Source organism: Chlamydiales bacterium, from assembly GCA_041395025.1.
Taxonomy (GTDB): domain Bacteria; phylum Chlamydiota; class Chlamydiia; order Chlamydiales; family JAAKFR01; genus JAJACP01.
Genome location: JAWLBH010000001.1, coordinates 1112880 through 1128992 on the forward strand (window position 1 = coordinate 1112880; position 16113 = coordinate 1128992).

The 16113-nt window shown below is 35.6% G+C and carries 6 protein-coding genes; 5 read left to right on the forward strand and 1 reads right to left on the reverse strand.

The window, feature by feature from the left end:
• Position 1 precedes the first annotated feature (1 nt).
• The 5 genes from R3E91_05160 to R3E91_05180 all read left to right on the forward strand — a co-directional run bounded on the left by R3E91_05160 (position 2) and on the right by R3E91_05180 (position 12882).
• Entirely contained in the window at positions 2-1192 is a 1191-nt protein-coding gene (locus tag R3E91_05160) for an MFS transporter (protein MEZ5315576.1), read from the forward strand.
• A gap of 30 nt (positions 1193-1222) precedes the next feature.
• On the forward strand, positions 1223-5083 hold the full coding sequence (locus R3E91_05165) for an ankyrin repeat domain-containing protein (GenBank protein MEZ5315577.1): 3861 nt from the start codon (positions 1223-1225) through the stop codon (positions 5081-5083).
• Between the two features lie 156 nt (positions 5084-5239).
• Positions 5240-9367 carry an ankyrin repeat domain-containing protein gene (locus R3E91_05170; GenBank protein ID MEZ5315578.1) on the forward strand — a complete coding sequence of 1376 codons (4128 nt, stop codon included), beginning with the start codon at positions 5240-5242 and terminating at the stop codon, positions 9365-9367.
• Positions 9368-9640: 273 nt separating this feature from the next.
• Positions 9641-10075 (forward strand): hypothetical protein, encoded by a 435-nt coding sequence (locus R3E91_05175; protein MEZ5315579.1) that lies wholly within the window; start codon positions 9641-9643, stop codon positions 10073-10075.
• A 20-nt stretch (positions 10076-10095) separates the two neighbouring features.
• Positions 10096-12882: an ankyrin repeat domain-containing protein gene (locus R3E91_05180; protein ID MEZ5315580.1), complete on the forward strand. Its 2787-nt coding sequence runs from the start codon at positions 10096-10098 to the stop codon at positions 12880-12882.
• Positions 12883-12938: 56 nt separating this feature from the next.
• Here the strand turns inward: R3E91_05180 and glyS are convergent, their stop codons facing one another.
• The gene (gene glyS / locus R3E91_05185) at positions 12939-16025 is read right to left on the reverse strand and encodes a glycine--tRNA ligase subunit beta (protein ID MEZ5315581.1); all 3087 of its coding nucleotides are present in this window, start codon (positions 16023-16025) and stop codon (positions 12939-12941) included.
• Positions 16026-16113 lie beyond the last annotated feature (88 nt).

Consider the following 16113-nt stretch of genomic DNA (forward strand, 5'->3'; position numbering starts at 1 on the left):
CATGTCGAGAATGATTTCACAAGCGTTTATTTGGTCTAGACTACTAGGAGTCCCTTTTTGGGTGATGCTAAACACTCTCTCTGTGCTTCTATATAAGGAATTTCATGTCTCACCTTTGCTTGTCACTTTACTGATAGTACTCAAACCCACTACGGCTCTTTTTGCTTCCCATTGGAGTTGTTTTTTTTCAGGAAAGAATAAGTATTTTATTCTCACGAATATTCTCCGTTTTACCCCCTTTCTTTTTTTCTTTGCTGTGAACTCGGCTTGGATGATCATTGGATGTTTTTTTCTTTACATGGTGCTGAGCCGAGGGAGCGTTCCAGTTTGGACAGAGTTATTTAAAAATCATTTACCTAAAGATCAACAACACCGTCTTTTTGCTTTTGGGAATACTTTTGAGTATTTAGGGATGACAATTTTTCCGATTATGATTGGAATGGTTCTGGATTATAATGCCAATCTTTGGCGTCTTCTATTTCCTCTTACAGCCTGTATTGGATTAACCTCAACTCTGCTGATGGTGCGTCTTCCAAATAGTCTCACTAAAAGATCACCTATGCAAAAGACCGTTTTCCTTCCTTGGAAAAATGCTTTTACCATTATCAAATCTCATAGAGACTTTCGTATCTATCTCTTTGCTTTTATGCTTGGAGGTAGTGGTTTAATGGTGATTCAGCCAGTTTTACCGATTTTTTTTGTTGATGAACTAAAATTCTCTTACACAGCCATGATGATGGCAATTTCAGTCTGTAAAGGAGTAGGGTATGTGATCTCTTCTCCTTTTTGGGTCAGACTTTTTAAACGATTTTCTCTCTTTCAATTCAGTTTTCTTGTGATTCTATTTGCATTTTGTTTTCCACTCATTCTCATTGGAGCAAAGTGGAGATTTTGGCTCTGTTATATTGCATATATTGGTTATGGCTTTATGCAGTCAGGGAGTGAACTAAGTTGGCATCTTTCTCCTGCGATTTTTTCTTCTGAGCAAAGAAGTTTACCTTTTACAGAAACGAATATTCTTGCTGTAGGTTTGCGCGGTTGTTTTATTCCCTTTTTGGGGAGTTTTCTTTTTTATCTTTTTAATTCTTTTACTGTCATGATGATAGGTTCTTTATTTTGTTTACTGGGTGCTTTTATCTTGATAAATTATAAAGAAAAAGTAAAGATCCTTTCTAAAAGTTTGCCATTATAATTTTTTGGAATTATTTATTTTAGAGGGTTTATGGAGCGGTTGAGTCGAGTCTTGAATGATGATCAAGCCATGTATCAAAGGATCATAAAATTTCACGAACAAATTAGAAAGTTTAATGAAAAGCCGGGTTATGTACTAACTGATCGTCTTGGCGAAAAAGGAGGAGTGGTTAAGAGGGGATTTTTCGGAATCAGATCAGTGGGGGATAAGCTTAAGAAGTATCGTGCGAGTGATAAAATAGCAGACATTGCTAAGAGGATTGATACTCTTTTTGAAACGTTTGAATCAGAATCTCTCCCTATTCTCAATTCTAGGATTGATTGGCAGAGTTTATCTGAGGAATTCCAAAAGATGAAACAGAACTACTTTATTCAGGAGGCAGAAGGGGGGAATAGTATTGAAAAAGCTGAAAGGATTATAGCATTACACTGTGAGCAAAAGGCAAAAGTCATTGAGAGCTATCAAAGGATCGTTCGAGATATTTCTCCTGAAATGATTACTAAATCCCAACAAATTTTTACTCACCATCTTCTAACAGGTGGGTATCTTCAATCAGATGATGTGGTCATAAAAAATAATTCTAATGAAATAGATCTAGAGAAGACGTTTATCTCGACCAGGAAGACGATTGTGAATAACCCAAGGAGTCTTTTAAATGCGAAATTAAATCGGGCACTCACAGACTTAGTTTTTTTATCAGCTCGGCCTACGACAGAAGAGAAAACAAGAAAAGATCTCTTTGTACAGACAAAGGTGATCATGGATATGGGATGTATTCCTATTCCTTATGACTACTCTCCTTTATTGTATGCAGTCTATTTAGGGGATATAGATTGGTGTAGATTCTTATTGGACAAGATAGATTTAAAGGCATGGCAAGACTTTAAAAGAAAAGGAAATACTCTTTTGGCTTACCTCTTTATGCGCATGCCCTTGGTTGAGCTGAGTTCCAATTCACAATCTGATAAAAAATCTAGTTCACAATCTGATAAACAATCTAGGGAATCATGGAAGTTTTTTTATCAAGAAAATGAGGTAAAACTTCACTTCCTTCAAAAACAGCAGCAAAAATCGGAGGAGACCGTCTTGGAAGTTTTAAAATTGCTTCTAGAGAAGGGATTTGATCCAAACATCACCATAAGAAAAGGTGATTCACTGATACACGACGTTGTCCTAAGAGGTTTTCCAGATTCTCTAAAACTTTTGCTTGATAGAGGAGTGAATGTCAATTCTCTTACGAATGCGCAGAATACCCCCTTGCATCTTGTATTCGTGATGGAGACTAATAAGGTAGAAAGTTCGGAGATAATTAGTAAGATGGTGGGGCTACTTCTAGAGAAAGGTGCAAAACAGTTACCAAATGCAGACAAGAATACCCCCCTGCATTTGGGAGCAAAAACAGGCTGCGTAGATAGCGTGAGGATGTTATTAGCAGCATCCATTGAAAGTGTCAATATTGAGAATATAAAGAATCAAAAACCTATTGAGTTAGCTATTTCGCATGGAAATGTGGGTGTAGTCAGAGAATTATTTGATCAAAGTGATATAGATTCTGAAATCTATTTTAAGTATTTGCAGATCGCCATACGTTATGGTCATTTTCATGTATTCAAATTTTTATTAAATAATAAGAAAGCAGATTTGAAGATGAATAGCATCATAGAATTTCTCATGGAATGTAGCAACATCACTGAATCTGCAGCATCTATTTTTCTCAAACTGTTATTAGAAAATGAGAATTTTCAGGAGAGGACTCTAGAAGGACTTTTATTAAGAGCATTAAAAACAAAACGTGAAACCCTTTTCTTTCTCTTGTTAGCTTATTTAGATGATCAGGGCTTTTCTTTGATCGAAGAAAGCTGGATTGAGATGAAAAAGATAATCAATGCGAGCCCTACTTATGATGTTGGATTTAAAGACTTTATTAACAAAGGAATATCTTTTAATTTACCATTAGAGAGTTTGAAAGATAAGATAGACAAAGATGGAAATTATCTAGATAACTATAGTAATGAATTTAAAGATTTTATCAAAAAAGTAATATCTTTTAAATTAATCGTAAACACTTTCAAAGATACGATTTTTCTAATTAGAGAAGAAAAGGTCCTATTCAGGTCAAAAGATACTGGTCTTAAGTTTGTGGATCACAAAGATATTTTTCCTAAGATTGTGGAGTACTTAGAGATACCAGATGTGGTGAAATTTCCAATACTATCTACACAAATGCGTAAGAACTACTTGAAATCTATCAATTCGATAGCAATGAAAAATATATGCAAATCCTATCCTCAAGGAATGAGGCAATTTGCGGATGCAGAATTAAAAATAAGCGAAGATTTTTTTAAAAAATATAGTGACCAGCACGCTATGGACGTTTTCACGCAAAATACCTATTGGATGAAAAAATTTTTAAAGCGTCATGCTCACTTGCTTACACTATATCTGAAAAAAGATTCTTTAGGTAAGATCGATTTTTTTGCTACAAAATTATCAATAAAGAGACACATACAACGGTCTCCGACAGAGGATCATCTTAACTATGTATTAAATCAATTACTTAATGAAAAAACATATTTTAAAATGTGTCCATCTCATCCATCTAGATATTTTGATATGGATCAAACTGTTTATGAAAGAAAGAAATATGTTTCATGGGTAGAGTGGATTTTGGATATGGGATGTATTGTCACTCCTCACCACGAGTCTCCTTTAATATATGCAGCCTATTTAGGGGATGTGGAGTTATTTAAGATCTTATTCTCTAGGATAAACTTAGAGCAATGGTATGGATTCAAAATAAACGGTTATTCTCTGATCATGTTGGTCGTTACAAAAGCGACATCACTACCATCCGAAAATCAGGATTTAGATAAAATAATTTCTAGACGTCTTTCCATGAAATCGGATGAATCTGCCTGTGAAATATTAAAATTGCTTTTCAGCAAAGGATTTACTCTAGATGTATTGAGTGGAGGTGAGATTGCCTCGCAGATGTTGAAATCGCTTTCGAATTCGAACAACAATCCTAATCAAACAGTATTGAGTAATGCCGGTCTAATGTTTTGCTTAACAGCTCAATCACAATTTTCCCTCTGCATGAAGCTGCTATTAGAATCACAAGGGGTAGATATCAAGACTGTTATTGAGACGGTGAAGATAGGAACAAACACTCTCATGCATTGCCTTTTCCTACCGAATCGAAGTAAAAATGAAAGAAAAGTTAGCGAAATCTTGCAGATGTTTTTAAAAATGAATTTTAATGTTAAACAGCATCCAAATGAAGAAGGTAAACTCCCTATACATTTGGCTATTGAACGTGGATATAGTTCTAGTCTTGAGGATTTATTAAGATTATGTGGGGTTGCGGATATTCACGATAAAGATGGTAAGCTTCTTGAGCTAGCTATTTCTTGTAGAAATAAAGCAGGGTTAAAAAACCTTTTTCAGGTCACTTTTATGAATAAGGATAAGTATTTTGTATGTTTAAAATCGACTATTATGAATGGTGATCTGGATTTATTCAAATATTTGCTAAAACAAAGAAAAGACTATCCGGTTGATGTGGATGCGTTATTATTGGTAATGATTGGATGCTACAAGAATATGGCGGATAATAGGCTATCGCAACCACAAGTAGTAGGTAATAGGCCATCACAACTACAAAATGTGCGATTAGTCCTTTATGCAAAAATGTTATTAGAAATTTATAAAGAGGCGTCCATCGAGAAGGCCGTATTAGAGGCAGTCAAAAAGCAAAATGAAGAGTTCTGTTTTATATTGATAGATTATTTGCAATCTAATTTAAATACCCATAACTTGAGTATAATGGAGAAGATCAAGAGTCCATATTTCAGCAGATATGATTGTAAAGTTAAAAAACATATTCAGTGAATTCAAAAGATTTCTATCCCTTTTTAAGGAAAATGAAGATTTTTGTCTAAAATAGCTTATTTTTTTTAGTTTTTTTTAAAAAAAAAATTAAAAATAGACTACAAACCCCTTAAAGGTTTATAATTTTATTAATCAATCAATAAAATTATCAAGTTTATGGATAATATCGGGTCGCCCAGTGACAGTTATAAGCTCTTTAGAGGTAATTCAGAGATAGCTTCAGAGCCATTCAATCATAAATTAGTAAGGCTTAAAAACCAAGTTAATGAATTTTTTCGGAATGAGAGAGGCTATTTCATCACCAGTAAGCTAGGAGAGAGAGGGGGGATCATCAAGCGTTCATGGCGTCCAATCGAGAATATCAAACTTTGGTATTATGGAGCTAGTCTTAATCAAGAGAAGGTGGATGAGAGAATTGATAGCTTTTTGTCGAGTTTTTTATCTATGGATCTCCAAGATTCTGAGCATTTAAGTGAAAAATTAGAAAAGATAAGAGAAAAAATTGTTCCTCAAAAAAAGAATACAAACAAGAATGTCAGCTTGGCAGAAGTGCAGGAGAGTATACAATCACAAAAGAGCGATTCAAATTCTATAAAGGTTCATAAGATTGACTTAAGTAGTCTTGAGCAACTCCGTATTCGGGTCATTCAAGATCTACTTCGTTTAAAAGCTCCGCGCGCGTTACATACAATTATTAATGAGTCACATGTAGAACGGGATGATAAGGATCAAATTATTCCAGAAAAGACTTTTGCCTTGATACGAGAGCAGATCGCTAAGGAGGGAGCAACAGGAGGTTTAAATACTGGATTAAATAAAGCCATTGAGCGCTTCTTATACAAAAAATTTGACAAATTTCAGTCTGATCGAAAGCAATATCTTTCATATCTACAAGCTATGGTAGACATGGGATGCATTTTCTCTCCATCATCGGATTCTGTCATATTCTCTGCAGTTTCTATAGCAGATATAGAGCTTGTGAGAATTTTATTCACACAATTTGACAAATGGCCAACGGATAAGCAGCAAGAATGGTATAATTGGGGAAGGAGAAATTATCTCCATTCCGATCTGATACATTACGTTTTTCTAAAGAATTCTCCTGAATCTTCTTTATTCGGGTCGTCCAGCCAAAGGGTAGCAATGATGAGACAGCGTAAATCGGATGAAGCTGTCTTCGAAGTTTTAAAGTTTCTTTTGGAAAAGGGATTCGATGTAAACGCAAAAAGTAATACGCCTCGCTACCTTGGTGCTACGCCTCTCCACTTTGCGGCTCATTTACATTTTCCCCTTTGCGTGAAATTGTTATTAGAGCAACCAGGGGTAAAGGTTAATGGTGTTACAGCAGAGGGTAAGACCCCCCTACATCATGTTTTCAACTTTTATGCAGAGAAAGATGAACGACAGGTGAATGAGATTGTTACAATGTTGTTAAATAGAGATGATCTTGAGAATCATTGCGATGATCAGGGAAACTACCCTCTCCATTTAGCGCTTCAACGTGGATATGAATACAAGATGTTATTGGAAAGATTTCCGCGGAATGCAAATGCGAAGAATCATGCTGGTCGATATCCTATCGATCTAGCTGTGCTTCTCGGGCATACAAGGGCGGTGAGCACATTTTTTACATTCCTAGATGACTTGCGTGCATCTAGCAGTAGCAATAACTGGTCCGATATAAGAGGAAGGATAGAGAATATACAATCCAAATTGGATATCGATAAGATGATATATGATAACTATTTTTCTTGGTGTCACTTAGCGATCACATTTGCCTTTTCTCGGCCTGAATCAGAGATCGAAGCTAACGGTTTCTCTCTCTACAAATATTTCCTACAAACACCAAAGGTAAAACAGGTAGATAAGATTTTGTTCCAGAAGAAGATACTTGCTTCTTTGCCAGCTTTGTTGACGAAAACAATCGAGAGTCAACAAGAGCAATTCAGAGCCGCAGCGAAAGCAGTACTTGAAGAGCAAGCCATAGTCTTTTGTATGATGATATTAGGGAGCTTAGAGCAGTCTCTTTCTAGTCAGGATCCAGAAGATCAATCGGATATCTTTCAGAAGGTAGAGGATCTTTCTCTTTCTAGTCAGGATCCAGAAGATCAATCGGATATCTTTCAGAAGGTAGAGGATCTTTTACTGGATATGCTTGAGAAGAATTTTTGGAGAGTCTCTTTTTATCTGTTAAGTTATTTATATGATTCTAAGGGACAGATCAAAGCTAATACTAAGGAGAGAATAAATCAAAATCTTCAGAAATATGATGCTTTGTGTAGAAAGTATATTGAAAAACACTTCCTTCTGAAAGAAGAAGAAGTAGTCCAACTTGAAAAGCAAAATTCATCCTTAAGGTCGTCAAGGTCTCAAGTAGAATTACCAGTAATAGCTTGGAATACCATCTTCTCTTATTTAGAATTGAAGAAGATGCGAAATCTGCGCATTTTATCTAAAAGATCTATCATACAAGAAGCTATTGGAAGTCGAATAGGGAAACATCTTGCTTGGTTTCATTTAGGACATGAATTTCACTATAAAGAATTAGAGAAAGAAGATTTGATTATTAGAATGCCAGAAAAAATAGAAGTACTCACTGTTGAAGGAAAAGCATCCTTAAAAAAACTCACTGTTCAAGGACAAAAGCTCTTTAATCAATTCGAAAAAAACCCTGATCGATTTAAAGAAATCTCTAAGAAACGAGTTTATCAGAAAATAGGAAAAAAACAGATTAAAGACATCTCTAGGAAACAAGTTTATCAGAAAATAGGAGAAAAACAGAGCCTAAGAACCCTAAAAAAAGTACAAAAACTAGTAAGCCAAATAATGATAACAGCAAAGCAAGTAAAGGATAATTTTATTCCAATTCCAAAACCTATAGGTCAGACTTTCAACAAGAATTTACAGGAGTATCCTATAATTATTAGAGAAATTCTCGAGGATATTAATTTTGCGCGGTTTTTAAACGTAAACGTGGCTGATGAATCCGATAGTATATCAGACTATTTATTATACCTACAAACCCAGTTTAAGAGTACTCCTAATGCCAATCGAGCATTAAGGAAAGTACTTGAAAAATGTATTTTGAGTTACAGTCGAACTTCTATTCTTAGGGAATACCAGCTTTTAAAAATCCGAGTAATTCTTGACATGGGATGTATTTTAGATGATCGGTCGTCTCTAGCCTATGCATTGATTTTAGGAGATATAGAGATTATGCACTTGCTATTTGCGAAATTTGAAACATTACCACCATCGGAACAGAATGCTTGGCTTAGATTTGATGAAAAAGGCTATTCTTTGATGAGTCTTGCTGTTACAAACAATAGCAAACTTTTAAGTGCTCGTGTTGATGTCTGTCGAGAGAAATGGCTTGTTGAAATAATTGAGAATAAATCAGAGGAAGTTGCCTATAACATGTTAACATTCCTGTTGGAGAAGAATTTTGATCCAAATGTTGGGCAGAATCGCCCTCTTTACTGCGCAGCTGAGTCAAAGTTTGTCACGTGTGTCAAACTTCTATTAGAGCATATGGCAGAGGCCAATTGTGCTTCGGCAATAAAGGAGAATACCCCCTTACATATGGCCTTGGCAAGCGTTAATGAGATTGAGAATGAAGAGCAGAGGGTTGATGAGATAGTTGATTTGCTTTTAGACAAAGTTGATGATCAGCTTTCCAATACAGATGGTCACCTTCCTATCCATTTCGCAGCTAAAAAGGGAGATAGGCGAAATTTTAAAAAATTATTAGACAAATTTCCTGATAGTATAAATCACGTGGATCAAAGAAATCCTATTGATTTGGCCATTGCTTATGGACATATAGAGCTGGTACAAGAATTTTGTGATGATCCACTAGAAGAGGATCAGTATTATAAATATTTAGAGGTAGCAATCCTTAATCACTCTTTCTTCATTTTCGAATATTTTTTAGAAAAAATGAAAGAGCATAAGATCCCTATTGATGCGAATAAGTTGATATTAGTCATGATTACAGAGATCTGGGATCATTCAGAAGAGAATATAGGAAATAACCACTACATTGTGTATGCAAAAAAAATATTAGATAATTATCCATATCCTATAAATCAGAACCTTTTGTTAAAGGCAAAAGAAAACAAAAAAGGATTACTTTTTTTTATTTTATTAGATCATTGTCGTTTTACTTTAAGTTCTAATGAATTTAGTGATCTGAGTAAAAAATTTATTAAAGAATTTCAAGAGAATTCCCCGCCCACACCGATCATTTTTAAACGCAGGAACGATCACCAGCAAGTGAACTAAGTTGGCATCTTTCTCCTGCGATTTTTTCTTCTGAGCAAAGAAGTTTACCTTTTACAGAAACGAATATTCTTGCTGTAGGTTTGCACGGTTGTTTTTATTCCCTTTTTTGGGAGTTTTCTTTTTTATCTTTTTAATTCTTTTACTGTCATGATGATAGGTTCTTTATTTTGTTTACTGGGTGCTTTTATCTTGATAAATTATAAAGAAAAAGTAAAGATCCTTTCTAAAAATTTGCCATTATAATTTTTTGGAATTATTTATTTTAGAGGGTTTATGGAAGGTGTGAGTCGCTTTAATGCTGATCAAAAATATTATGCAGAAATGGTAAAATTTCAAAGACAAGTTGAAAAGTTTACTAATAATCCTAACCGTTATCTCATCACAAGCAAGCTTAGGGAAAAGGGGGGATTGGTTAAGCAGTCCTGTTGCCTCGTTAATAGGATCAAACTGCGCTATCATGGGGCGACCCTCAATAGGGATAGAGTAGCTGCAAGAATTAATAATCTTTTTGAAAATTTTCCATCCGTTAATGTTGTTGATTACCCTATTGATTGGAAAGCTTTAATTGTCAAATTGGAAGATATAGAAGATAGCATCCTCAATGTCCCAAGGCATCAAAAAAATTACAATACATCGCTGCAACAACCATTATTGCTTGAGGAGGATCCTGATGAGGAAGATACGATCCTTGGAACAGCAAACAAATAGGGGAGAGTAAGGTTTTTCGTATGCTATTTGAAGAAGTAAAGTTAAAAGCCCGGGATGGGTATAAGAGACTACAAAACTCCCTAATATTTTTAGCTCTTATGAAAGATAAAAATTCAGGTCAACTCAGCTCATTCATTAATCGTAAATCTGATGCTGCTGTCTTAGAGATTCTCCAATTGCTTTTGGAGGATGGATGTGATCCAACAGTACGTGATTCTCATGGAAATCAACCGATACATATGGCCATTCAATCAAAATTTCCCGATTGTGTGCAGTTTTTGCTAAATCAAGAAGGAGTAGATGTCAATAGTCCAGGGGAAAAAGGGAATACTCCCTTACATTCTGTTTTCCAAGACGTCTACAATATGAAAAATAAAAAAGAAGTGAAGGAGATCCTTACATTATTATTAGAGAAAAAGGCTAAACATCTTCCGAATGAAAAGGGAGAATACCCTATCCATTGGGCGGCTCAACGTTTCCATGCCGATGGATGCGAGCAGTTAGTAAAAACATTTCCTGAAAGTGCCAGTTTACTGAATGAAGAGGGTCAGCTTCCTATTGAGTTGGCGATTTGTGAAGGAGATATAGCAACGTTAGAACGGTTATGTAATATCGCAGAAATGCCTCAAGATTTGCATCAGCGACTTGTGACTTTAGCAGTACGTAGACGCGACTCGTATTTGGTTAAATATTTAATAAATTATGGAGAAAAAATTCATTTGCCCAGGTTGGGGTATCCATTCTTGACTCTTTTGATAAAAGATCGGGGCATTGATGAAGAAAAAAATCATTTGGCCAGGTTCGGGTTGAATCTTGTGATAGAAAATCGGGGCATTGATGAAAATATGCTACCTATTTTAACTCGCCTCTTATTAAAGAAAGAGGATCTTGAGGATCCTGCTTTTGAGGATTTTTTATTAGAGGTCGTGAAAAGAAAAAATCAAAACCTCTTTTTTATGTTATTGGTTGACCGGAAATCTTCTTTAACTTCAGAGACCCTCTATCGAATAAGGAGTCAAATACTTCGTTTTGATGATCAATATACAAATCTATTTAAAGATTTTATTAACGAACAATTATCTTTCGTCACTCATAAGAACTTGAGCTTATCCGAAAAGGAGAAAGAGAAATTGCAAAAAGTTATCGAAATGGTATTAGAATATTCCGATTATTCAACTCTTAAAAGGTTGCAAGGAGTATCTAAAGCTATGAAAGAGAGATGCTCTGTTGTTAATGGATCTCAAATTCTCTCATTTTTCGGAGAATCATTTTCCAAAGTGACGGAGCAATTTCTAGATAAAGATGGAAAGCCAAAAGTAGACAAGTATTGCATAAACAAAACCATGGGATACCAAACAGAAGAGATAATCCGTGAATGTCAAACGATTCTGCAGGACTGTTTTAGCAAGACGTTATTTAATAAAAGGGATGTTTTAGTAAAGAATGAGTTAGGGAAAGTTGATTTATCAGCTACTTATGCCTTAATACAAAAGCTAGCTAAAAATCCCACATCCAATGTGAATCTTGGATTAAACAATTTGATTCTTTCATATCTTTGTAGTGAGAAACTAGTATCTGATAGGAAAAATATTTTTTTAAAACTCCAAGTGATTATGGATATGGGGTGTAGCCCTATCATAGATTTTACAGAAATTCGATCATATGAAGATGAAAAATCTCCTTTATTATATGCGGCTTATATAGGAGATAGAAATATTTTTAAACTTTTATTTGACCAAGTAGGCCGATTAGGACAAGCTAACTTTAAAAGCTTAGAAAACCAGTTGATAATCTGGGCTCTTAAAAAAGATAAAGAATATCCATACCTGAAACAACTGAGTGACGAATCTACAAGGGCATACATCACAAAACATAAATGCGATTTCTCTGTCCGTGAGATTATTGAATCGCTTTTGGCTGTTGGATGTAATGCAAAAGCATCTCATAATAATGGGAGTCAAGCGATACATTTTGCAGTTCAAGCACCATTTCCCTTGTGCGTGGAGCTTTTGCTAAATCAAGAAGAAGTAGATGTGAATAGTCGGGGGGTAGAAGGAAATACTGCCTTACATTTTGTTTTCTGCCGCCAATATGATAAGAAAAATCAACTGGAAGTGAACAAGATCTTGGATCTGTTACTCAAGCAAGATGCTCAACATCTTGCGAATGAAAATGGAGTATACCCCATCCATTACGCGGCTCACTATGGCTATGCTGAAGAATGCGAGATATTAGTAGAAAAATTTCCTCAAAGTGCTAATCTACTGACTCGAGAGGGGAATCTTCCTATTGAGTTAGCGCTCTCCTCAGGGTATACAGAAGTAGTGAAAAAATTGCTTCCCAAGACAAAGTTAGGAGATACCCTTCAATTTTTGAAGTTAGGGACCCGTACTCCTAATCCTTATTTATTCAAATATTTATTAGATACTCTAGATGTGTCTAATTCTGATATTCATAAGTTATTATTGTTTATGTTAGATGATCTGATAGACAGGCCGGTATTCCTGGTTTGTTTCACGATACTATTAGATTATCATGATTTCCATAGCATTAAGATGCCTCCCGGTATTTTATGCCAAAAGTTGTGGGAAAAAAATGAGATGTACTGTTTTCTATTCTTCAATTCTTTAGTTGAAGAACATTGGGTTGAAATCAAGAAAGACGTGGTTGAAAATAGCAACAACTATACTGATGGTTTTAAAAATTTTTTTAGCTCTTTGATTCAATATCCTTTTTTCCTAGCAAGTCAGTCTGATCCTAGAGACAGGTTTTTTGATTTAGAAGAGGATGCACAAGAGTCAGTCTGATGATAGAAACGTTTTTTGAGATATTTTAGATATCAGCTAAATAAGAGAGGTGAGTCTCATTTTTCACTCTCTTGGATCTTATCAAATGCTATAAGGCTTTCGTATAAGTCCCATATCTCTTGTAAAATTGCTAAGCGGTTGACACGAATAGAAGATGAATCTGTAAGAATTTTAATTTTTTCAAATAAATTTTCTACAGGTTTTTCAAAATGAGATAAGAGTAAGAAAGCAGTTGAATAGTCTTTGTCTTTTGATCTACTAGGATGGAATAATTCTTTTTCAAATGTTTTTTTTATATCTATAGTCACTTGGTAGAGACCTTTTTCTGTTGGATCTTCAAATAGCGTTGGATTGACTTTAGGAAAGTGAGTGGTAAGAGATTTATCTCTTGCTTGTGAGGGTAGTAGAAGTTGAGGATTTTGGGTAAAAAGAATTTTTTTTACACGCATATAGGTTTTGAGGATTGAAGAAAACGTGCTACCTTCGCTTTTTCTCACATCATGCAAGGCTTGGATTTTCCGATAAATATCATAACAATCATTAAGCCCTTTGGCCAACACCGCTTCTATTGCATCGTTAGGATATCCTTCTTCGTGAAGAATAGTACGAAAGCGGTGGATAAGAAAGATTTCTATCTCTTGAAGAAGATTTTCTTGGGTAGTTGGGAAAAGCTTTACAATTTCATCAAATATTTGATTTAGAAGAAAATGAAGTTTTTGTTGAATCATAATTTTCAGCAATCCACTCCCTTGTCGACGCAGAGCGTAGGGATCACTAGATGATGTGGGCTTCAATCCAATAATAAAACAGCTCATCAGATTATCCATCTTATCAGCTAAACTTAACAAAACGCCACAGGGTGTTTTAGGGAGAATGCTTTTCTCTCCAGTTGGCATCCAATGTTCTTTAATAGCAGAGGCAACCATTTCAGTTTCCCCTTGTTTAAGGGCATAAATGGCTCCTATATGTCCTTGTAAACTAGGAAATTCTCCAACTAAGAGTGAAGCAAGATCAGATTTAGACAATTCAGCGGCACGGTGTAAATCACGAATGTTACAAATAGGAAGAGAGTTATGTAAGATTGTAGTGATTTTTTTTAGACGTTCTACCTTTTCCCAGACGCTTCCAAGTTGTTTTTGAAATGTCATCTTTCTCAGTTTATCATTCAAATGATCAAGAGAAGTTTTTAGATCTTCTTCATAGAGAAAAACCCCGTCAGCAAGACGAGGTGATAAAGCTCTTTGATTTCCTTTTTGGATAAGATCTGTTGGTCTATTATCACAAACAATAAGAAATTCAGAAGTGAGTTTTCCTTCGGTGCTTTCAATAGGAAAATATTTTTGATGTTCAACAAGTTCACAGATCAGAACCTCTTTAGGGGCTTGTAGAAATTTGTGATCAAAACTTGATTTGATCACAAAAGGCCATTCTACAAGATGAACTAACTCAGAGAGTAAATCCTCTTGTGCTACGATTTTACCTTCCGATGTTAGGTTTTTTATCTGCGTGAGGATAGATTGTTTACGCTCTTCAATAGAAACCATAACCATGTGCGATTTGAGGGTCTCAAGATAGGTAGTAGCGAAGGAAATTGTAAAGGGAGCAGGATCAAGTTGACGATGCCCGAAAGAGAGTTTTCCTGAGGAAATCTCTCCAATAGAAAAAGAAATCTTTTCTTCACCATACAACGCAACTATCCATCGAATCGGTCGAGGGTACTCAATATTGGATTGATCCCAACGCATCATCTTCGGAAAGGAGGTTTTCAAAATCAAAGAAGGCAGAGCTTGAGCTAAAAGTAAAGCAGTCGATTGGATGGGAGGTTGGATGTTTACAAAGAGATAATCTTCATTCTTGATAGATTGAATACTGACTTCCGCAACTTCTCGATTTTTTATTTGTTCCAACGAGGTCACAGAAATTTGGATAGAAGAGAAAAAGCCTTGACCAATTTGTGTAGGTTTTCCATGAATGTCAAACGCAAATTTTACAGAAGGACCTTTGCGTACAATCGGTTTAGGAGAAGTTTCGCTGATTAATTTTCTCACTACAACTGCAAGACGACGAGGGGTGCCATAGGTTTCAATAGTGTGAAACACAAGAGCATTTTGCTGCAGAAATTCAGCAATCTTACTTTTAAGACTACGTAAACCTATTTCTACAAAACCTGCGGGAAGTTCTTCAGATCCGATTTCCAAAAGAAAATCTTGTTCGATCCTGAGATCATATTTTTTTGTACAAGGAAAAAGAGGGGGTCGTATCTCTTCTGTCTGCTTTTTTAGGAGAGGGAAAGATTGTTTTTCACGACTTTTTATATAAAGCTCAGCGATCGCTCTAGCTAGCGAACGAATGCGTCCAATGTAACCTGTGCGTTCAGTTACTGAGATAACCCCTCGTGCATCAAGAATATTAAAGGTATGCGAGGCTTTCATTACAAAATCATAAGCTGGAATGGGCAAATCGTGTTGGATTAAACGTGTTGCTTCACCCTCAAAATCTTCAAAATGACGTAACCACATTGCGGGGTCAGCTCTCGTAAAATTATAATGACTCCATTCCCATTCGTTCCGTCTAAAGATCTCTCCATAAGTGATCTCATCATTCCATTTTAAGTCAAAAAACGAATCTACTCCTTGAATATAAAGAGCTAGCCGTTCAAGACCATAGGTTAACTCAACACTGACTGGTTTTACTGGAAGCCCTCCAACTGATTGGAAATAGGTGAACTGAGTGATTTCCATTCCATCAGCCCAAACTTCCCAACCTAACCCCCAAGCCCCGATCGTGGGATTTTCCCAGTCATCTTGCACAAAACGAATATCATGCTCTCTCAAATCTAATTCGATTGCTCTTAAAGAATCTAGATAGAGATTTTGGATTTCAGAAGGTGCTGGTTTGATAATGACTTGCATTTGATGATAAGATTGTATGCGATTTGGATTATCTCCATAACGTCCATCTTTTGGGCGACGTGAAGGCTCAATATAGACTGCAGAATAGGGTTCAGGTCCCAAACAGCGGAGAAAAGTGGCTGGGTTAAAGGTGCCAGCTCCAGTTTCAAGGTCATATCCTTGATGAATCAAACACCCTTTACTCGCCCAAAATCGGGTAAGATTTAAAATCATTTCTTGAAAATTCATCATAATATATGGTATGTAGTCATTTAACTATATGGCAATGATCAGACAGGAGCAATCAGAAAATCACTCCATTCATGAATCTACGGTGAAT

Coding starts and splice junctions, on each gene's coding strand:
- R3E91_05160 (MEZ5315576.1), top strand. CDS start 2: ATGTCGAGAATGATTTCACAAGCGTTTATTTGGTCTAGACTACTAGGA.
- R3E91_05175 (MEZ5315579.1), top strand. CDS start 9,641: ATGGAAGGTGTGAGTCGCTTTAATGCTGATCAAAAATATTATGCAGAA.
- glyS (MEZ5315581.1), bottom strand. CDS start 16,025: ATGATGAATTTTCAAGAAATGATTTTAAATCTTACCCGATTTTGGGCG.
- R3E91_05180 (MEZ5315580.1), top strand. CDS start 10,096: ATGCTATTTGAAGAAGTAAAGTTAAAAGCCCGGGATGGGTATAAGAGA.
- R3E91_05165 (MEZ5315577.1), top strand. CDS start 1,223: ATGGAGCGGTTGAGTCGAGTCTTGAATGATGATCAAGCCATGTATCAA.
- R3E91_05170 (MEZ5315578.1), top strand. CDS start 5,240: ATGGATAATATCGGGTCGCCCAGTGACAGTTATAAGCTCTTTAGAGGT.